This is a genomic window from Sorangium sp. So ce367, from assembly GCF_051520455.1.
GTDB lineage: Bacteria > Myxococcota_A > Polyangia > Polyangiales > Polyangiaceae > Sorangium > Sorangium cellulosum_B.
Genome location: NZ_CP150334.1, coordinates 8,833,263 through 8,853,272, shown reverse-complemented (window position 1 = coordinate 8,853,272; position 20,010 = coordinate 8,833,263). Strand labels below are relative to the sequence as shown.

Annotated in this window: 14 protein-coding genes, 1 tRNA gene and 3 pseudogenes; 11 read left to right on the top strand and 7 right to left on the bottom strand. The window is 71.3% G+C overall.

The genetic code is table 11. The annotated features are described in order from the left end of the window. Positions 1–2 precede the first annotated feature (2 nt). Positions 3–2,264, top strand: coding sequence for a molybdopterin cofactor-binding domain-containing protein (locus tag WME97_RS33620; RefSeq protein WP_437543610.1), 2,262 nt, complete (start codon positions 3–5; stop codon positions 2,262–2,264). 540 nt (positions 2,265–2,804) lie between these two features. Continuing rightward, positions 2,805–2,996, top strand: coding sequence for a hypothetical protein (locus WME97_RS33615; protein ID WP_437543607.1), 192 nt, complete (start codon positions 2,805–2,807; stop codon positions 2,994–2,996). A gap of 219 nt (positions 2,997–3,215) precedes the next feature. Here WME97_RS33615 and WME97_RS33610 read toward each other — a convergent pair whose 3' ends face one another. Beyond that, complete coding sequence (locus WME97_RS33610) at positions 3,216–4,487, bottom strand: styrene monooxygenase/indole monooxygenase family protein (RefSeq protein WP_437543605.1); 1,272 nt, start codon at positions 4,485–4,487, stop codon at positions 3,216–3,218. Between the two features lie 295 nt (positions 4,488–4,782). Further along, a complete protein-coding gene (locus tag WME97_RS33605; RefSeq protein ID WP_437555692.1) occupies positions 4,783–5,118 on the bottom strand; it encodes a hypothetical protein in 336 nt (111 codons plus the stop codon). Here WME97_RS33605 and WME97_RS33600 point away from each other — a divergent pair. Both WME97_RS33600 and WME97_RS33595 read left to right on the top strand, forming a co-directional pair. Further along, positions 5,053–5,196, top strand: a pseudogene (locus WME97_RS33600) (DUF6444 domain-containing protein); the annotation flags it as partial. The gene WME97_RS33605 and the pseudogene WME97_RS33600 overlap by 66 nt on opposite strands. 107 nt (positions 5,197–5,303) lie before the next feature. Then, positions 5,304–5,540 (top strand): annotated as a pseudogene (locus WME97_RS33595) (hypothetical protein); the annotation flags it as partial. A 1,453-nt stretch (positions 5,541–6,993) separates the two neighbouring features. Here the strand turns inward: WME97_RS33595 and WME97_RS33590 are convergent. Next, positions 6,994–7,346: pseudogene (locus WME97_RS33590) on the bottom strand (dihydrofolate reductase family protein); the annotation flags it as partial. Then, a complete protein-coding gene (locus tag WME97_RS33585) occupies positions 7,337–7,567 on the bottom strand; it encodes a hypothetical protein (protein ID WP_437543603.1) in 231 nt (76 codons plus the stop codon). The pseudogene WME97_RS33590 and the gene WME97_RS33585, both read right to left, overlap by 10 nt. Positions 7,568–7,950: 383 nt before the next feature. Between WME97_RS33585 and WME97_RS33580 the strand changes: the two genes are divergently transcribed. After that, positions 7,951–10,572, top strand: coding sequence for a transglutaminase-like domain-containing protein (locus WME97_RS33580; protein ID WP_437543601.1), 2,622 nt, complete (start codon positions 7,951–7,953; stop codon positions 10,570–10,572). Between the two features lie 155 nt (positions 10,573–10,727). Here the strand turns inward: WME97_RS33580 and WME97_RS33575 are convergent, their stop codons facing one another. Next, a complete protein-coding gene (locus tag WME97_RS33575) occupies positions 10,728–11,015 on the bottom strand; it encodes a LytR/AlgR family response regulator transcription factor (protein WP_437543599.1) in 288 nt (95 codons plus the stop codon). A gap of 198 nt (positions 11,016–11,213) precedes the next feature. Here WME97_RS33575 and WME97_RS33570 point away from each other — a divergent pair, with 198 nt between their 5' ends. Genes WME97_RS33570 through WME97_RS33560 form a run of 3 tightly spaced genes read left to right on the top strand, consistent with a single transcriptional unit; the run spans position 11,214 to position 13,891 of the window. Then, the gene (locus WME97_RS33570) at positions 11,214–11,906 is read left to right on the top strand and encodes a DUF969 domain-containing protein (RefSeq protein WP_437543597.1); all 693 of its coding nucleotides are present in this window, start codon (positions 11,214–11,216) and stop codon (positions 11,904–11,906) included. Continuing rightward, entirely contained in the window at positions 11,903–12,859 is a 957-nt protein-coding gene (locus tag WME97_RS33565; protein ID WP_437543596.1) for a DUF979 domain-containing protein, read from the top strand. The genes WME97_RS33570 and WME97_RS33565 overlap by 4 nt, the downstream gene beginning before the upstream one ends. A 12-nt stretch (positions 12,860–12,871) precedes the next feature. Further along, the gene (locus WME97_RS33560) at positions 12,872–13,891 is read left to right on the top strand and encodes a DUF2891 domain-containing protein (RefSeq protein ID WP_437543593.1); all 1,020 of its coding nucleotides are present in this window, start codon (positions 12,872–12,874) and stop codon (positions 13,889–13,891) included. Positions 13,892–13,951: 60 nt separating this feature from the next. On the opposite strand, the gene WME97_RS33555 is transcribed toward WME97_RS33560, so the two are convergent. Together WME97_RS33555 and WME97_RS33550 are read right to left on the bottom strand one after the other, a co-directional pair. Continuing rightward, positions 13,952–14,026 (bottom strand) — tRNA-Gly (locus tag WME97_RS33555). A gap of 245 nt (positions 14,027–14,271) precedes the next feature. Next, positions 14,272–15,897, bottom strand: coding sequence for a sigma 54-interacting transcriptional regulator (locus tag WME97_RS33550; RefSeq protein WP_437543591.1), 1,626 nt, complete (start codon positions 15,895–15,897; stop codon positions 14,272–14,274). 151 nt (positions 15,898–16,048) lie between these two features. Here WME97_RS33550 and WME97_RS33545 point away from each other — a divergent pair, with 151 nt between their 5' ends. The 3 genes from WME97_RS33545 to WME97_RS33535 all read left to right on the top strand — a co-directional run bounded on the left by WME97_RS33545 (position 16,049) and on the right by WME97_RS33535 (position 19,981). Beyond that, positions 16,049–17,221 carry a cytochrome P450 gene (locus tag WME97_RS33545; protein ID WP_437543588.1) on the top strand — a complete coding sequence of 391 codons (1,173 nt, stop codon included), beginning with the start codon at positions 16,049–16,051 and terminating at the stop codon, positions 17,219–17,221. 54 nt (positions 17,222–17,275) lie between these two features. Next, on the top strand, positions 17,276–18,529 hold the full coding sequence (locus tag WME97_RS33540; RefSeq protein ID WP_437543586.1) for a hypothetical protein: 1,254 nt from the start codon (positions 17,276–17,278) through the stop codon (positions 18,527–18,529). A 432-nt stretch (positions 18,530–18,961) separates the two neighbouring features. Continuing rightward, positions 18,962–19,981 (top strand): STAS domain-containing protein, encoded by a 1,020-nt coding sequence (locus WME97_RS33535; protein ID WP_437543583.1) that lies wholly within the window; start codon positions 18,962–18,964, stop codon positions 19,979–19,981. The last annotated feature ends 29 nt before the right edge of the window (positions 19,982–20,010 follow it).

The window sequence follows — 20,010 nt, the reverse complement described above, 5'->3', positions numbered from 1 at the left end:
AGATGGAACAGCAACGCGTCGTCCTCCTCCGCCGCTCCTTCCTCGCGGGGCTCGGGCTCGCGGTGGGCGGGCTCGCGCTCGGGGTCGCCGAGGCCGCGCCGCCCGCGCAGCCTACGCCCAGCGTCCCCAAGGCGGAGCCCGGGCTCCGGACCGGGGTGTTCCTTCACATCGCGCCCGACGGGACGGTGTCGATCGTCTCCCACCGGTCCGAGATGGGGCAGGGGATCCGCAGCTCGCTGCCGGTCCTCGTCGCCGACGAGCTCGGCGCGGACATGGCGCGGGTCAAGATCGTGCAAGCCGACGGCGACAAGGTCTACGGCGATCAGAACACCGACGGCTCGCGCAGCGTGCGCGGCGGCTACGAGCCGATGCGGCGCGTGGGCGCGACAGCGCGCGCGATGCTCGTCGCGGCCGCGGCCAGGAAGTGGCGCGTCCCCGCCGCGGAGTGCGTCGCCCAGCAGCACGCGGTCCACCACGTGAAGTCGAAGCGCTCGCTGGACTTCCGCGAGCTCGTGGCCGACGCGGCGAAGCTCCCGGTGCCCGACGCGGAGACGGTCGCGCTCCGCCCCGCCTCGGAGCTCAAGCGCGTCGGCGGCCTGCTCCCGCTGCTCGAAGGCCCGGCCATCGTCACGGGCGCGGCCCAGTTCGGCGCGGACGTGCGCCTGCCCGGCATGCTCACCGCGGTCATCGCGCACCCGCCGGTCGTGGGGGGCAGGGTCGTGCGGTACGACGGGACGCGCGCGCTGGCGGTCCCGGGCGTGAAGAAGCTCGTGGAGCTGCCGGCGCCGAAGGGCGTCGGGGTGGGGTTCCAGCCGCTCGGGGGCGTGGCGGTCGTGGCGGACACGACGTGGGCCGCGATGCGCGGCCGCGCGGCGCTGCAGATCACATGGGATCACGGCGAGAACGCGTCGTACGACTCGGCGAGCTACCGCGAGGCGCTCTCGCGCGCGGTGCGCGCGCCGGGCAAGGTCGTGCGGAAGGTCGGCGATGTCGACGGGGCGCTCAAGGCGGCGGCGCGCACGGTCGAGGCCGAGTACTACGTGCCTCACCTCGCGCATGTGGCCATGGAGCCGCCCTCGGCGGTGGCGAAGGTCGACGCGGGCGGCTGCGAGGTGTGGGCGCCGACGCAGAACCCGCAGGCGGCGCGGACCGAGGTGGCGCGGGCGCTCGGCGTCGACGAGGGCAAGGTCACCGTGCACGTGACGTTCCTCGGCGGCGGCTTCGGCCGGAAGTCCAAGCCCGACTACGTGGCCGAGGCGGCGCTGCTCGCGCGCGAGCTGGGCGCGCCGGTGCGCGTGCAGTGGACCCGCGAGGACGACGTGCAGAGCGGCTACTTCCACAGCGTCAGCGCGCAGCACCTCACGGCGGGGCTCGACGCGGGCGGCAAGGTGACGGCGTGGCTGCACCGGACGGCGTTCCCGCCGATCCCGTCGACGTTCGACGCGAAGGTGAAGACCCCGAGCGAGAACGAGCTCGGCCTCGGCGTGCTCGATCTCGCGCTCGCGGCCCCGAACGTCCGCGCCGAGGCGTGCGACGCGCCGGCGCACGTCCGGATCGGGTGGCTCCGGTCGGTCTGCAACATCTTCCACGCCTTCGCGGTGCAGAGCTTCATCGACGAGATCGCGCACGCGCGGCAGGCGGATCCGCGCGAGGTGCTGCTCGAGGTGCTCGGCCCTGCCCGGAAGGCGACGCCCGCCGAGCTGGGCGTCGACAAGGTCCCGAACTACGGGGCCTCGATCGAGCAGCACCCGGTCGACGTGGGCCGCCTCCGGCACGTCATCGAGCGGGTGACGGAGATCTCGGGGTGGGACGCCGCGCGCAAGGCGGGCCGCGCGCTGGGCCTCGCCGCGCACCGGAGCTTCCTCACGTACGTGGCGGTCGTCGCCGCGGTCTCGAAGGACGCGCTCGGCAAGGTGAAGGTCGACGAGGTGTGGCTCGTCGCGGACCCCGGCACGGTCATCAACCTGGACCGCGTGCGCGCGCAGATGGAAGGCGCGGTGGTCTTCGGGATGAGCATCGCGCTCCACGGCGCCATCACGATGAAGGGCGGCGCGGTCGAGCAGACGAACTTCCGCGACTACCCGGTGGTGCGGAGCCCGGAGGTGCCGGCGCGGATCCACGTGGAGATCGTGAAGAGCGACGCCCCGCCCGGGGGGGTCGGGGAGCCCGGGGTGCCGCCGGTGGCGCCCGCGATCGCGAACGCGGTCTTCGCCTTGACGAAGACGCGCGCCCGGGAGCTCCCGCTGCGGCGCCTGGGGCTGTGACGGGAGCGGCCGCGGCGGGCCCCTTCTCGTGAGGCGGCCGCGAGCCAACCTCGTGGTGCCGAAGGCGACGGGGAAGGCGTGTAAGGGCGAGCAGCGCGCCGGAGCTGATAGCGCGGGCAGCGATGACAAGAAGACGACGAACACGCCCATGCCGACGAGGCAGGCGCCGAAGGGGCCGGCGAGAGGCATGGAGAAGCCGTCGCGCAGAGGAGACGAGCGAGGCGAGGCGGCGCCGTCGGCAGTGTCGGAGCGAGGAGCTCAGGCATGGAAGACCTGCCTGATCGCAAGGCCCGTTCTGTCAATGAGCTCGTACCGTCGGACTGCACGAGTCAGGAACGGCTCCGAGAATCTTGACTTTGCGGAACGCGTTTGCTTGTCCTATCCGCCCACGCGGCGCGCGACGGCGCGTACTGGGCTCAGCATGCCCGCCACGGAGAGTGAGAATCGGCTGGTGGGGCAGTATCGCGATCGGCTCTTCGCCACCACCAAGGCGCGGGGCGACGAGCTGGGCAGCAACATCGCCGAGCAGGTGCCGGGCGCTTGAGCCTGGAAGCGGCGCACGGCCGCCTCACGTGCCCGGACTGCGTCTGGCCACGCGAGGTCAGGGCGGATTTCTGGGCGGAAGCACCCGACTACGTGCCGCCGCTCCTGCTGCCCTTCACGCTGGTGGCGCTGGTGAGTCTGTGGTTGGGGCGGCGCTTCCGCTCCGCGCCGGATCAGGAGTCGGAGTGATGACGGTGACGAGCCGTCGTGGTGAGCTCGGCCGTGCTGCTCGGTTGTGGCATGGGCGCGCTGTTCGACGGAATCCTGCTGCATCACATCTGGGCAGCTGGCTGCTCAGCCGCGGGCCGCGGCGCAGCAGCCGCGGCGAAGCGACGCGCTATGCGCGACACTACTATTGAGCGGTTCGGCCGGCGAGATCGTGTGACGCCGCCAGGATCGGTCGCGCACCTAGCCTGCGGCGGCGATCTTCTCGATCTCCGCGAGGAGCGCCGCGTCGGACACCCGCTCGCGCAGAAACTCCGCCGCCGCGCCCGCGTCGACGAACCACGGGAACATCGTGACGGGGTCGTAGAGCCCGTCGATCAGCGCCGCGGCGACGCTCGGCACGGCGCTCGCGGCCACCATGATCGCCTGCTGGAACGGCGCGGGCGGCATCAACAGCCCGTTCGACACGCCCATCGCGTACCGGCCGTACGCCTGCCAGAAGTCGTCGAACGTGCGCTGCATCCACGCTGCATCGAACGCGTCCCCCGCGCGCGCGGCGATGCGCTGCCGGTAAAAGTCCGCCATGAGCGTCGCGTTGTTGCCGCCCTGCGCCGCGAGCGGGTCGTGGAGCATGAGCGTGTCGCCGAGGCCCAGCACTGCGCGCCCCGACGGCAGCCGCGCCACCGGCCTGCGCACCCCGGGCGTGAGCGCGCCGCGCAGCCAGCATTGCTCGCTGATGAGCTCTGCGCCGGCGAGGTCGTCCATCCGCCCGCACATCAACGCCGGGATCACCCGCTTGCACGCGTCAAGCAGCTCGACCCCCGTGGCGTTCGGCGCAAACCGGTCGAGCGGGCCGCCCGGGACGCCCTCGACGAGCAGGAAGCGCCCGCGCGTGCCGTCACGGTTGTAGAACGGCGTGTCGACGAACTCGCCCACGCCGGGCACCAGGTGGATGATCCCGCAGCGCACGTCGCTGCGGAAGTTGCGGAGGTGGAGCCCGATGATGTGCCGCTGCGGCTTGTCGAGCGGGCTCTTCTCCACGTCGCGCTCGAAGAGGCGCGAGATGCCCGCCTTGCCTGCGGCGACGATCGCGAGGTCCGCTCCCGCGACAGCACGATCGAGGTCCTCGCCGCTCTCGACCGGCGCGACGCGCACCTCGCCGCCGCGGCGTTCGAACTCGTCCATCCAGCGCGAGTTCTTGAGCCGCTGGTCCACGCCTCGGTGCGGCCGTGGCGCGGGATGCACGATGCGCAGCGCGAGGGCGCCGTCGGGGCCCGCGATCTCGATCTCGGCGCCTTCGCCGCGGGTCATCACGTCTTCCCAGAAGCGCAGCCCGAGCTCGGTCTCCCGCGCGATCGCGTTCTCGAATATGCCCATGCCCGACGGGATTCGCCCGTTCAGGATCTGCTCGCTCGTGCGGTCGGACACCAGCGTGACGCGGTGCCCGTCTCGCAGCAGCCCGAACCCGAGGAGCAGCCCTGATTGCCCAGGCCCCACGATCGCGACGTTCGCCATGGGCGATCTCTAACAGGTCCCGGGGCGAACGTCGCGGCGGTTCAACAGCCGCTCGCCGCTCTCGCGCGACGACGGGGCATCCCCCTCCGGCGATACGGGCTAGGAAACATCACTCGGACGCCAGGATGCCAGCGCCGCGCAGCTCAGAGCAGCTGTCGAACCGCGCGCACCTCACGGATCTTGGCCGAGTAGCACGCGGTTGCTGGGCCCGATCTGATCGAAGTGACAAGGTCGGCGTCAGCGTTGAGGCCGTGGTCGGAGTTGCTGGTGACCATGAGTCCGTTTCTCCTATCACCTAGTCTGCCGGCTGATCAGCGGCACGCGCCCCCGCCCCAAAGCCCAGCATGAACGACACACCCACAGCGGCGTACCAGTGCGCGTCGCCTTGCTCGCCGGCCACCACCGTGGGCATCGAGCCACTCGCCAAGTCGATAGCCAGACGACCACCCTGAAATGCTCCCGCCAGGTGCCGCGCGAAATCCACGGAAACGCCGCCGTGCGCGCTGGGGTAGACCCCGACGGCCGATGCAGCGATCCGACGGCGCGCCTCGGGAGCCGTAGCACAATCGACCCCAAACTGGCCGGCGCTGCCCAGCAGGCTACGATCGCCGCCCTCGAGCGAAGGATTCAAGAACTTGAAGCTCAGCTTGCCCGTTACTCGGGCAACTCGTCGCGCCCACCGTCGTCCGATCCGCCGGGCGCGCCGCCCCCGGCTCCGCTGAAGCGGAGGGGGCGCAAGCGTGGTGGCCAGCCTGGTCACGCCAAGTTCACGCGCGCGCTGGCTCCGGCCGAGCGTGTGACACGGACCGTGGTGCTCAAGCCAGCGAGATCCTGCTGTTGGAGCTGCGCTTTGGACTTTTGCGTCCGTCGAAGGGGTCGAGCTGACGAACAACGCCGCCGAGCAGCGCGTGCGTCACGGCGTGATGTGGCGAAAAACCAGCTTCGGCACGGACAGCCCAAACGGCAGCCGCTTCGTGGAGCGCATCCTGACCGTGGTGACCACCCTGAGAATGCAAGGACGCAACGTGCTCGACTACGTGACCACCGCCTGTGAAGCCGCCCTCTCTGGGCACGCCCCGCCGTCGGCGGCATTGGCGACCTCACGAAGCGAGGCGACGCGGAGCGCGCTTGACATCAAAGCAGGACGCGTCGTATCATCCATTCTCCACACTGGGCCGAGCTTAACCACTGGAGCAGCATTGAACACTTCAAAGATTACGGCGGCGGCGGGCGCGCTCGCGATCGTCTCGGCCACGAGCGTCGCGCGTGCGGATTGGTACATCGAGGCCGAGACCATCCAGTCTAACTTGTATCCGTACGCGGTCGGGTACGGCTGGGGCGCCAATGCCGACGCGTTCCTGCAGCTCAACTGGGACGGCGGACCTTACAAGTACTTTTACGTCGGGACCGCGGGCTCGTACGTCCTCCACGCGCGCCTGGCCGGCTCGATCTGCAGCGGCTATCCGGCCGCGCTCTTCCTCATCGACGCCGTGGCCCGCGGCCGGCGCCCGATCGGCACCGGCTGGACGCATCAGACGTCCGATGCGGTGTGGCTCGAGGCGGGCTGGCACTCCTTCGCGGTCGCGCTGGAGAACGACTATGCCGCGGGGGGGTGCGACCGGAACATCTGGTTCGACGCGGCGTGGATGTACGGCAACACCTCGATATGACGCCCGCGCCGCGCCGCCTCGAAGGGGTGTGCTGTCCCGTTTCGTGATCCGCGAGCTCCTTGCGGCGGCCCGTTGCGCCGATGGTCACGTCGCCGGCTCCTCCACCTCGATCCGCTTCAACCTGGCGCGCCGGTGAGGTCCGGCTGTCACGCGCTCGGCGGCTGCTCCGGCGCGCCCGGCGCCGCGGCCGGCGGCAGCGTCGGCGCGGCGGGCTCGTCCTCGCCGGTCTCCGGGTTCACGTCCGCGATCGCGCGCCGCGCGCGCAGGTAGTGCCCGACGGCCTCGTCCTGCTGGAGGATCGGCGCGAGCAGCGCGAGCCGGGCCGCGGTCCCCTCGCGGGTGCGCTCGTGGTGCTTGCCCAGGATGATGGCGACCGCCTCGAGCAGGAGCCCCTGGCCTTCCGCGCACGTCGATGCGCTGGGCGGCGGGATTCGCCTCCGTGGCCACGGGCTCGCCGGCCCAGCGGCGCTCCAGCGCGCGCGTGGCGAGGTCGTGTTCGACGGCAGTGTCGCAGTGCTTCACGAGCTCCGTGAAGCGCTGCTCCTTGGCGATGGCGCGGACCTGACGGAGCGCGAACAGCCGGCGGCCGGTGGTGAGGACATGCAGGTTGAAGATCGACTCGAGCGTACCATCCATGGAATCCTCCCTTCGGGGGAAGCGGCGAACATGCATGGAAGAAGCCCACGGTCGGCAAGCGGAAATCATTGACGGCCAGCTCTCCTTGGACGGCGCTGGAGGTCAGGCATGAAGCGAACGAAGCGATCCGTGTGCGGCGGGATGAAGGTCCGCGCCTACGACGTCCTCCGCCGCGCGGTGGAGGAAGGCGCCACGTACGGCAGCACGCCTTGCGGGGTCTTCTCCTTCAGCTGCGTCACGGCCTCACGCAAATCCCCCTCGACGCGGAAGGTGTTGTTCCACGGGAAGTCGCCGCGCGAGGCCGAGACCACATACTTCGGCTTGGCCTCCAGCTTGCGCGCCCACTCCCGCATCGCGCGTGGCGCGTTCTCGTCGTGCGCCACCGCCGGCCAGGCGCTCTCCATGAGCTCGTACGTGACGCGCCCCCACAGCATCGCCCCGGCTGCGTCCATCAGCTGCGTGAAGTAGTCGTGCAGCTCGTCGTCCGCGATATCCCCTCGCGATGGTCGCAGCACCCGTCCAGCGTCACGTTGAGTCCGAAGGTCAGTAACACTCCCGCACGCGCTCCAGCTCCGTTCCGGTTGGGAAGTCGGCGATGCCCTCAATCTGCGCGGTGATCTCATCGTCCCAGCCGATCACGAGCGCGATGTGCGGGGCCGCGCGGAGGTTGCGGTACTTGCGGGGTGTGCCATCCGCAAAGCGTGGTGGATGTTCGCCACGGACGAGCGCCACCTCACTTCGATCCGAATTTGACCAAACAGTCCAGGTGCTCATGGATCCGACGACCTGGACAGCGTATCCGACGCCCGCCCCGCCGCGTCAAGGAGACCGAGGCAGGAGCGTACGGGCCCCCGATGCCATGACAGATGCATCGACGAGGAGGTCCCGCACGCCGCAGCTCGCGCCAGCGCGGCGGACCGCACGCCAGCGCCGCGGCGCTCACGCCCGCGCGAGGCGACGGCGATGACATGCAGAGGATGCATGGCGGACATGCAGATTCCGATTTTGAAAATGTATTTACAATGCTCCAGATGTCCGTCGGATCTACTCCATGCTGGGCACCGCGCGCCCACGGGCGAGCTGCCCTGCCGCGATGGGCATCTCACGCCGTACGCCCGCCCGATCGCGCGGGGCCCAGCATCTCCGAGGAAGGCATCATGATCGACACCAGCATCTCGTCGACGCAAGTCACGTCTCGTCGCACCCGGCGCGCCGCCCGTCACGGCGACGCTCTGGCCCTTTTGTTCCTCGGCGCCCTCGGCCCGGTCGTCGGATGCGCCGACGACGAGCTCGCGCTCGAGACCCCGGTCGAGACCTCCGCTCAGGAGCTCGCGAGCTTCCCCAACATCCCGGACGAAGCGCTCCAGAAGACCCTGGCGCCTCTCCGGGCCCTCGAGGCCCCTGGCAGGGTCTACCTGAAATCCGTCGAGCAGACGCTCTCCGGCTCGGGGACCTTCACGCAGATCGTCCACGTCTATCAACCCGACACGAACGGGGAGAGGATCCGGTTCGAGGTCGCCGCGAAGACGTCGACGGGGCAGGTGGACACGAGCCACAGGTTCGAGGCCGTCAAGGCCATCTCGCGCCCGGGAGAGCCGGACCAGAGCGTTCACGACCAGACGAACAGCAGCGGCCAGCGCGTATACGAGCTCTCCAGCTCACGCCAGGGCTGGTACCGCTTCGAGTTCAGCTACGTCGCCCCGAACGCGGGCCGCACCCTGAGCTTCAAGGCGACCGACGTCTCCGGGAACTCTCTGAAGATCGGCTGGGTCGACCCCCCGAGCGCCGCCGTGCAGGTCAAGGCCAAGGTCGCCGTGGATGGCTCGGCGTCTCCGGTGTTCCTCAAGGGAGGCGCCTACCGGAACACCGATCCCAGCCAGTTCGCCCATGCCGACAACGTGAAGCTGAACGGCAACCTGCTCTATCGCCGCGGGTTCGATCAGGGTCGTTACAACTTCCCGCTGGGGCAGCTGAACGCGGCGGAGCACACGCTCGAGTTCTCGCTCGGCGCCAGCAGCTACAATCCTGCCAAGTTCTGGTTCGGCGTCAGCGAGAAGAGCTTCGCGCGGACGGGCGCCAAGACGAGCTGGGACCGGGTCCAGTTCCTCTACCAGGGCGCGATGCGCACGGGCGACTACGACGCCTGGAGCGAGGGCGTGGCCTTCGCGCAGGGCTCCACCGTCACGAACGGGGTCCGTCCTCCGCCCGTCCGCCGCGGCACGACGTTCTCGGTGGCCGTCGAGGACTCGAGCCTGAACGGGATCCAGAACGCGACGCTGCGGATCATCTCGGACGCCACGGGCGCGGAGGTCCCCTGGGCGAAGTCGCTGCCCGCCGAGGGCGACTACAGGGGAGGGATCTTCACGAGCGGCGCGTTCTCCAGCCGGAACCGCGAGCACTGGCGGATCACCGTGCCGGGCAACGCGCCCGTCGGACGCTACTTCGTGCGCGCCTTCGCCCCTTCGGGCGCCCGGATCGGTCAGGACGTCGTGTTCTACGCGATCCACAACCCCTATCCGCTCGTCGACAGCGGCGCCATCTCCAAGGCAGAGCTCGAGACGTACGGCTACGACGAGGACGAGGACGGCGTCAACGTGCACGGCGCGTACGGCAGCGATCAGGACAACATCCGCGACCACTTCACGGTGCTCTACGAGTGGTCGCCGCCGTACGAAGTGCACACGAAGCTCACCGCGGCGTTCCGCCGGACCACGGACGAGGCGAAGTTCTCGTTCCTGGATCACGCCGTGGCGGCAGCGCAGGGGACCACGAGCGAGTTCGAGACCATGCGCCGGCTGTATCGCCTCGTCACGCAGCGTTACCGGTACAGCCAGGCGACCAACCAGGGCGATGTGTCATCCATCTTCCTGAGCGATGGACTGGATCCCGCCGAGTCGCTCCAGTACGGAAAGCCCAACTCGCAGCTCACCTGGGAGGACGGCATTGGGGGCGTCCAGTGCTACGACTACGCTCCGGTCCTGGCGGCCATCGCCCGCAGCGCGGGTGTCCTCTCCCGGGTCGTGTCCAGCGACGGCAGTCTTGGCGGCTGGGGGAACCATTTCTTCACGGAGGCCTACATTCCCACCGTGCCCCACCACGGCGGCAAGCGGTCGAACAGCAGCTCGGCCCCGGACAGCGACACCGGTCCCTGGTACGTCTTCGACGCCACCAACCCCGATGCCTCCGGCAGCGTCCCGTATCAGTTCCTCTGGGAGCGCTACTCGGAGGGGATCGCGCCGCAGGCGCAGTACGGCAAGGCGGCGTTCGTGCTCTCGGGGTACAAGCCTCTCGGCACGACGACGAACACCGTCACCTGGGATCCGCTGGGCCCCACGGACGACGTCGGCGCGGACGACGTCCTGTCCCTGCAGGCCGCGTACGAGTCCGGACCGGACTTCTGGCTGACGCAGAGCGGCGTCACGGGCTACCTCGGGCGCGGCGAGAAGGACGTCTATCGCATCAGCAAGGCGACCACGGGGGCAAGGGCGGTCTCCGTCAGGACGGTTGGCGGGAGCACCCTGCAGCCCGTGCTCTGCGTGGGGCCCTATGTCGATCCCAACGGCCCCCCCGTCGTGAACGAGCCCGACATGGCGCCCAGGTGGACCGTCTCCGTGCCGGCGCGCTGCGCGGATCGGGCGACGACCTATCCCCTGCCCGAGGGGGAGTCGTACGTCGTCGTCTTCCACGACCATGGCCAGCCAGATGACGCCTACCCCGACCCGAACGACAGGCTCAAGCTGGGAGACTCGGTCCAGTACGTCCTCGACCTCCAGTTCTGAACCTGCCGAGACCCCCTCCCGCCACGGCAGAGAGCCCTGGCGGGAGAGGGGCCGCGGACTGCCCGCCGCTGTGCGACATGAGCGGCGGCGCTAACGCAGCCCGAGCAGCTGCTTCAGCGCTGGCAAGGAGCGACGGCTCACCGTCACGGTCTGACCTAGTCCACCGCATCGGCGTCGAAGGCGAGCGCCGCGTACTGCGCGTGCGCCGTGGTGAAGACCACGAGCGGCATGCCGACCGCCTCCGCCACGCCGAACCCGTCCAGTCCCGGCATGTCCACGTCGAGCAAAAGCAGATCGGGCTGGAGCTCGCGCGTGCGCTCGAGCGCGTGCGCGCCCGTCGCCGCCTCTCCGATCACCTCGATGTCCTCGACGCGGGCGAGCATGCGCACGAGCCGCGCCCGCGCGAGCGCTTCGTCGTCGACCACGAGCACGCGCACGGTCATCGGCTGCGGCGCCTGGGGCTATGACGAGGGCAGGGCGCGCGGAGGGGTGAGCGATAGGAGGCCGCGGGGAGCGGCCCGGATGGATTGAAAAGCTGAGATTGGCGACGGCAGCCGCCGGGGCCTCGGTCGCGCACGAGCGGCCGTGGACTGTGCCGTCGCCGGCTTGCGGCGTCGCCCGCGGACACGAGGGTAAGGAGCATGCTCACGTTCCTCGGGGTCGCGGTCGTGGTCGTCGGCTTCGTGGCCCGGATCCATCCGCTCCTGGTCGTCGCGGCGGCCGCCATCGTGACCAGCCTCTCCGCGGGGATGGGCCTCGTCGACGGGATCTCCGTCCTGGGCAAGGCGTTCAACGACAACCGTTATGTGAGCCTTGTCTGGCTCGTCCTGCCGGTCATCGGCCTCCTCGAGCGCTCGGGCCTCCAGGAGCGGGCGCGCGCGCTGATCTCGCGGGTGAAGACGGCCACGACCGGGCGCATCCTGCTCGTGTACTTCGTTGTGCGGCAGCTCAGCGCGGCGCTCGGCCTGACCTCGCTCGGCGGCCACGCGCAGATGGTCCGCCCGCTGATCGCGCCCATGGCCGAGGCGGTGGCGGAGAACCGGTATGGACCGCTGCCGGACAGGACGCGCTGGCTGATCCGCGCCTCGGCGGCGGCGGCCGACAACGTGGCGCTGTTCTTCGGAGAGGACATCTTCCTCGCCATCGCGTCCATCCTGCTGATCAAGGCGTTCCTCGAGCAGAACGGCATCTTCGTGGAGCCGCTCCAGCTGTCGGTCTGGGCCATCCCCACGGCGGTCCTGGCGCTCCTGATCCATGGGACTCGGCTCCTCCTGCTCGACCGGCGGCTCCACCGCGACCTCGCCCGCGCGGACGCGGGGAAGGCGGCCGAATGATCACGCTCGATGTCGTCTACGTCGTGGGAGGGCTGTTCTTCGCGGCGTCGGCCGTCCTGAGCGCGGTCGACCGCGAGAACTCGAGGCGATGGAAGAACACCCTGTTCTGGGGTCTCCTGGCGATGAGCTTCCTCTTCGGCTCGCGCCTCGGGGATCTCGGCAACGGGGTGCTCGTGATCTCGCTCGTGCTCCTCGCGGGCGTCAGGGGCCTGGGCCAGGGGCGCCCGGCCACCACGACACCCGAGGAGCGGCGCGCCAGCGCCGAGCGGCGCGGCGACCTCCTCTTCGTCCCGGCGCTGATCATCCCGGCGACCGCCCTCCTGGGCGCGCTGGTCCTCAAGCGGGTCGAGATCCGCGGCGCGCACTTGCTCGACCCGAAGCAGGCGACGCTGATCTCGCTCGCCCTCGGCGTGGTGCTGGCGCTCGGGGTCTCCGTGGCGTGGTTGCGCCCGCCGCCGCTCGCGCCTTTGCAGGAAGGCCGGCGCCTGCTCGACATCGTGGGATGGGCGGCGATCTTGCCCCAGCTGCTGGCCGCGCTCGGGGTCGTGTTCGCGGTCGCGGGCGTGGGGGACGTGGTCGGCGAGCTGGCCGGGAGCGCGCTCCCGAGCGGCGGCCGCCTCGCCGCGGTGGCCGCCTATACCGTGGGCATGGCGATGTTCACGGTGATCATGGGGAACGCCTTCGCGGCGTTTCCCGTCATGACGGCGGCCGTGGGGCTCCCCCTGATCGTGCGCCGGCTCGGCGGCGACCCGGCGATCATGAGCGCCATCGGCATGCTGTCCGGCTTCTGCGGGACGCTGATGACCCCCATGGCCGCGAACTTCAACATCGTCCCAGCGGCCCTGCTCGGCTTGCCCGATCGCGACGGCGTGATCAAGGTCCAGCTCCCCACCGCGCTGCTCTTGCTGATAGGGAACACGCTCCTCATGTACCTGCTCGCCTTCCGGCGCTGAGGTCGCCATCGCATGACACACGCCCTGACACCGGACATCGCCTCGCGTCTCGCCGCCATCGCGCTCGGGCACGTGACGCGGGAGTATCCGAACAAGCTCGATCACGTCATGGTCGGCCCCGAGGACGTGAAGGGCCCGCGCGACCTTCACCCCATCTTTCACGGCAGCTTCGACTGGCACTCGTGTGTTCACGGCCACTGGCTCCTCGCGCGGATCCACCGCCTCTTCCCCGGTGTGCCCGGCGCCGCGCCGATCCGCGGGCTGCTCGACGCGCAGCTCACGGGCGAGAAGGTCGCCGGCGAGCTCGGCTATCTGCAGCGGCCGTCGAGCCGCGGCTTCGAGAGGCCTTATGGGTGGGCGTGGCTGCTGATGCTGGCGGCCGAGCTCTCGCGGTACGAGACCGAGGAGGGGCGGCGCTGGTCGGCCGCGCTGGCCCCGCTCGGCGACGCGTTCGCCGGCCGGCTCCTCGAGTACCTGCCCAGGGCCACGTATCCGGTCCGTGCCGGCGCGCACACGAACAGCGCCTTCGCGCTCGCGCTCGCGCAGGAGTACGCCGCCGTGAAGCGCGACGAGCGGCTGTCGCTGCGCTGTGCCGAGGCCGCGCGCGTCTGGTACGGCCGCGACGCGGACTGCCAGGCGTGGGAGCCCTCGCAGGACGATTTCCTCTCGCCCGCCCTCATGGAGGCCGAGTGCATGCGCCGGGCCCTGCCCGGACCGGAGTTCCGCGGCTGGTTCGCGCGGTTCCTGCCGCGGGCGGCGCGCGGCGAGCCAGCGACCCTGTTCGAGCCCGCGACGGTCAGCGATCGCAGCGACGGCAAGATCGCCCACCTCGACGGGCTCAACCTGAGCCGCGCCTGGTGCTGGCGGTCGCTCGCCGCGGCGCTGCCCGAAGGGGACGCGGTCCGCGCCCGCGCCCTCGACGCGGCGGAGCGGCACCTCGACGCCAGCCTGCCGCACGTCGCCGGCGATTACATGGGCGAGCACTGGCTGGCGAGCTTCGCCCTCCTCGCGCTGGGCGAGGGCATTGAGTGACGCTCCACGAGCGCCGCGGAGCGGTGCTCAGCGGCGGCCGGTGTTGCAGCGTCTATGTCGTGGAGCGGGAGACGGGATTTGAACCCGCGACGTCAACCTTGGCAAGGTTGCACTCTACCACTGAGTTACTCCCGCAAACGGCGGTCCCAGCGCTCAGGAAACCACTCTCGTGCGGCGTGGACAGCGATGAGGCTGAGCGCGCCGGGACCTCCGAGGAGGTCGTTTCCGTCGATGGGCGCGGAGGAGTACCAACCGACGTCGCCCTAGTCAAGCACCGATGTGCTGGTCGTGCAGCTTCTCAGGAACGGAGAGCTGGGCCCCATGGTTTTCCGGGTTCCGGCACCGGCGGGGCCCGGCCGTCGCCGACACATGGCACCTCTCTACCCTGCGCCGCGGGCGTACCTCCTGAGCTTCCGGTAGAGCGTCGACGCGCCGATCCCGAGCTCCGCGGCGGCGCGGGCCTGGTTGCCGCCGTGCCGCTCGAGCGCCGCGAGGATCGCTCTCCGCTCGACGCCCGCCAGCGTCCGCGCGGCCGGCTCCTCGCCCCCACCGCCCGCTGGCGCTGCGCCGCGGACGTCGTCCGGCAGGTCGTCCAGAGCGGCCACGCCCCCCCGCGCCAGGGCGACCGCGTGCTCCACGGCGTTCTCCAGCTCGCGCACGTTGCCGGGCCACCCGTGGCGCTCCAGCGCGCCCTCGGCCTCCGGCGTGAAGCCCGCGACAGGCCGATCGAGCCGTCGTGACGCCGCCGCGAGCAGCGCCCGCGCGAGCGGCAGGACGTCCTCCCGGCGCTCGCGGAGCGGCGGCAGGTGGATCTCGATGACCCGCAGCCGGTAGTAGAGATCCCGCCGGAAGCGGCCCGCCGCGGCGTCGGCCGCGAGATCGCGGTTCGTCGCCGCGAGGATCCGGGCGTCGACGGGGCGGCTCGTGTTCTCGCCGACGCGGCGCACCTGCCGCTCCTGGAGCGCGCGGAGGAGCTTCGCCTGCACCCCGGGCGGGGCCTCGCCGACCTCGTCGAGCAGCAGCGTGCCCCCGCGCGCCGCCTCGAACAGCCCGGCGCGGTCGTGGGTCGCGCCGGTGAAAGAGCCGCGCGCGTGCCCGAAGAGCTCGCTCTCCAGCAGCGTCTCGGTGATCGCCGCGCAGTTGACCGCGACGAACGGGCCCGCGGCGCGCGCCGACGCGCCGTGGATGAGCCGCGCCACCCGCTCTTTCCCGGCGCCGCTCTCGCCCGTGAGCAGGATCGTCGAGTCCACCGGCGCGACCCGCCGCGCGCGGTCGAGGGCCCGCTGCATCGCCGGGCTCTCCGCGACGAGCGGGGTCGCCGGCTCGCCCCATGGCGCCGCAAAGGGCAGGGCGCTCGCCTTCGCGTCGAGCGCCCGCCCCATCGCCCTCCGGGGCGGCGCGGCCTCGCGGACCGACGGGTCGAGCACGCTCTCGCGGAAGAACGGCAGGTGCTCCTCGAGCGCGCCGCCCCACGCGGCGCGCGTCCGGCCCTGGAAGTGGCAGACGTCGTCGCCCCGGCCGATGCACCGATCCTCGATGACGTAGACCGCCTCGCCCGTCGCCCGGCTCATGTAGCCGCTCGCGATGCCGGCGAGCATCCAGCAGACCGGCTCGTCCGCGCGGCCGAGGTGCAGGAGGTGCTGTTCGGCCTCGTACGACGAGAGCAGCGTGGCGCCGCGCGAGGCGAGGGGCGTCGTGTCCCCGGGCGCGAGCCGGATGAAGCCCTGCAGCGTGTGGAGCAGGGCCCCCGCGCCGTGCAGCTCGGCCTCGCTGTCCCAGGGGAGCCGGGACACCATCGCCTCCGCCATCCGGGTGCCGTGCTCGACGCCGAAGCGCGTGAGCACGGCGCGCGCCCCCGCGAACCCCGCGAGCCGGACGAGCTCCTCGCGCAGCGTCCCGAGCGCCCCGGCGTCGAGGATGACCGCGCGCTCCCCGGCGAAGCGGACGACGCCGCCGCGCGCGTCGACGTCGAGCAGCTTCCGGATGTCGAGATCGGCGGCGCGCATGGGACGACCTTATCAAGGTGACAGGAGTGACCGGTCACCCTGACCGGCGGGCTCGCGAGGCGCCACGGACGCGCCCCGGATCTCCCGTGGAAACGGCCTCTCCCGCGCGGGCCCGGCGTGTGCTCGGGGCCATCGCGGGAGGTCTCTTCGCATGAGCGAGCGCGTGGACATCATGACACCCGCCTTCCGGGCGGATCCTTATACGCCGTACGCGGCGATGCGCCGTGAGGCGCCGGTCTGCCAGGTGGATCCTGGCGGCATGTGGGCGGTGAGCCGGTACGCCGATGTCGCGACGGTCCTCCGGAGCCCGGAGCGGTTCTCGTCCCAGGGGTTCCGGGCCGCCTGGCAGCCGGCGTGGGTGGGGCACAACCCGCTTGCGAGCTCGATCCTGGCCATGGATGGCCCGGATCACGCGCGGCTCCGCGGCCTGGTGAGCCAGGCGTTCGGGGCGCCGGCGATCGCGCGCATCGAGCAGCGGGCCCGGGATCTGTGCGAGCGGCTCGCGGGCCGCCTCGACGGCGAGGTCGACTTCATCGCCGCGGCCGCGGCGCCGCTGCCGGCCTTCGTGATCAGCGAGCTGCTCGGCCTGGATCACGCGCTCGAGCCGCACTTCAAGCGGTGGATGGACGATCTCCTGTCCGTGACGCCCGAGCCGGCGAGCGCCGAGCACGCCGCCCGCGTCCGCGCCACGATCGCGGAGCTCGACCGGTACATGGCCGACGTCATCGCGGCCCGCAGGCGATCGCCGTCCGACGACCTCGTGAGCGAGCTCGCCCGCGCCGGCGAGCTCCTCGGCGACCGCGAGATCATCGATCTGCTCGTCAGCATCCTTGGCGGCGGCCTCGAGACAACGACCCACTTCCTCGGCAGCTCGATGCTCCTGCTCGCGGAGCGCCCCGCGGAGCTCGAGCGGCTGCGCGCCTCGCCGCAGCTGATCCCGAGGTTCATCGAGGAGATGATGCGTTATGACGGCCCGACCCAGTCCGTCCCCCGGCTCACGACGTCGGACGTCGCGCTGGCCGGCGTGACGATCCCCGCGGGCTCGCTCGTGCTGGCCCTTGTCGGCTCGGCGAACCGCGACGAGCAGCGCTTCACGGATCCCGATCGGTTCGATCTGCACCGCGGCCAGCCGAGCCTGACCTTCGGGCACGGCGCGCACTTCTGCCTTGGCGCGGCGCTGGCCCGGATGGAGGCGAAGGTCGCGCTCGAGGTGCTGCTCCCGAGGATCGGCGAGGTGACCCGCGCGCCGGGCGAGATCCCCTACAACCGCACGCTCACCGTGCGTGGCCCCGTGTCGCTCCCGCTCCGCTTCAGGCCGGCCTGAGATACGAACAAATTGAGGGGATTTGTCAGGTCCTGTTCTGCACAATGGCTGTCCATGCGATATCGAGCGTTCCTGCCGCTGATCTCCGCTCTGCCGGCGTGCGGCCCTGCGGCCGCGCCCTCGCCTGTCGCGGGCGCTGCGCCCGCCGTGGCCAAGGCGGCGGCCTCCGCGGCGCCGTCTCCGTCGGCGCGCGCCGTGGGCGCCGCGCCCGCGCCTGCCGCGAGCGCCGCGCCGGCGCCGCAGAGCGCCTGTGCGCTGGAGCGCGGCTTCCACGGCACGATCGGGCCGAAGCTCGAGGTCTTTGCGCGGCTCGAGCGCGACGGAGGGACCGTGCGGGGCCGTTACTTCTATGCCCATGTCGGCGTCGACATCCCGCTGGCCGGGTCTGTCACCGACGCCGGCGAGCTCGCGCTTGTCGAGGGCAACCCGGCGCGCCCGACGGGCCAGTTCGCGGGCACCTGCCGGGCCGACGGCCACCTCATCGGGACGTGGACGAGCCCGCGGGGCGCCTCGCTGCCGTTCGACCTCGCCTCGGTCGGCGCGCGCGATGTGCTGCTCGTGGCCACGAAGAAGAGGGCGCGCCGCTTCCCGCCTCGGCCGAACCCCGATGGCCCCTCCGACGGGATCGGGATCCCTTTCGAGCCTGGCGAGGCGTGCGGCGAGGAGCTCGCCTGGCCCGAGATCTTCGGCGCCGCGACGGCGACGAGCGAGGCGGCCCTCAACCGCGCGCTCGAGAACGGCACGTGGGTGTTCGGGCCGGGAGACGAGGCGAGTTTGCGCGCGTGCAAGGCGGGCGAGCGAATGGCCGCATCGCGCACCTTCGAGATCTCCCTCAACGAGAAGGGGCTGCTCGCGGTCCGCTCCCACGATGCGATGCGGTACGAGGGCGGCACGCACCCCTGGGATCCAGGGCCCGAGCGCTGGCAGGTGCTCGACGTGCGCACGGGCGCGCCCGTGACCCAGCTGCTCGACCGGTCCGCCGCGTCGAAGAAGGCGCTGCGGCCCTTGCTGGAGCGCTGCCTCGCGCCGTTGGCCGACGGCGACGCGACCGTGCTCGAGCTGCTGCGGGAGCGCGTGAGCCTCGACAACCCGGATCTGCTCCTCCTGCCGACGCCCGGCGGGCTGAAGCTCGCCGCGACCGGGTATCCGCCGCCGCTGCGCGTGCTCGAGGGCGATGGCCCCATCCTGACGTGGGCGGCGCTCGCCGCCGCGGGCGCGGTCGGCCCGAGGAGCCCGCTCGCTCGCCTCTGGGAGGGCCGCAGCGCGGCCGCGGCGGCGGACCCGTGCGCCAAGCAGGGGTCGCCCTGAGCCCGACCCGATCGGGCCTGTGAACCCGACCCGGGTTGAGGCAAAAGCCGACAACCCGACCCGGGTTGAGGCAAAAGCCGACAACCCGACCCGGGTTGAGGCGACAACCGACGACCCGACGCGGGTCGAGGCATCCTCGGCAATCCCATGGTGTGACGAGCCGGGGAACCAGGCCGGACCTCGCCGAGCTGGACAGTTGGCTCCGCCGCGCCGTCGTGAGCCGCGACGTCAGTGAGCTCCTCATCCAGCAGACGTCCGCCGGGTTGAAGCTCGCCGCGACCGGAGATACAACGCTGCGGGCCTCCTGTTGGCGTGGGCCGTCATGTCATCAACGCGCGCCCGTGGTCGCGCTCGTTGTACGCGACCCGGCCCACGCCGAGGCCGTCTTTCCTGGGGAGGACGCTCGTCACGGAGCACGCGGACCGAGAGAACATGGAACAGAAGACAACTCCGACGATCACCGAGCTCGAGCGTGAGATCGATGCGCTGCGCCGACGCGTTGCCGAGCTGGAGATCCCCGCGCGCCGCTACGAGGCCCTGCTCGACGGGGGCATCGTGAGCATGATGATCTACGATGGCGAGAGCCGCGTGCTCGAGGTGAATCGCCGGTGGGAGCAGCTCTGGAGCTTGAGCCTCCGGGATGTCGCCGGGTGGCGGTTGCTGAAGGACGAGCAGGTATCCGCCAATGGGTCGCTGCCCCTCGTCGAGCGAGCGTTCTGGCGGGGCGAGGCCACGGCGTTGCCCACCATTCGCTACGATCCGGTCCAGGCAGACACGCTCCAGAAGGGGGTGGCCCGCTGGGTCGCCTCCTCGCTCCATCCCGTCAGCGACGCTGAGGGCAACGTGGCCGAAGTGCTGCAGATCCACGTGGACGTCGGCGAGCTCAAGCAATCCGAGGACGAGCTGCGGATCCAGACGGCACAGCTCGAGGCCGCGATCGCCGAGCGGACCCAGCGGCTCGAGGAGCAGCTCCGCGTGAGCGAGGACCAGCAGCGCGCCATTGCCGCGCTGTCCACGCCCGTGCTCAGGCTCTGGGACGGCATCCTCGCGCTGCCGCTCATCGGCCACATCGACGCCGGGCGCGCCGCCCGTATCCTCGACGTGCTGCTGCACGCGATCGTGGACACGCAGGCGGAGCATGTGATCCTCGACGTCACCGGCGTGCCTTTCATGGACGCGGAAGGGGCACGCCACCTCCGCGACACGGTGCGCGCTTCTTCGTTGCTCGGGGCGCGGTGCGCCATCGCGGGCATCTCACCGGCCATGGCGAGATTGCTGATCGACTGCGACCTCGGCTTCGATGGCGTCCCCATCGTCGCGAGTCTCCAGGACGGGCTTCGGCGCTTGTTGTCCAGCCGCAACGGCGATCGAACGATAGGCGCCGCTGGCGCCGTCGCCGCCGGCGCCCAGCGGCGGGATCCGGCGCGCCGCGACGAGCCGCGAGAGCGCTGAAGCTCAGCCGGCCCGGAGGAGCGACAGCG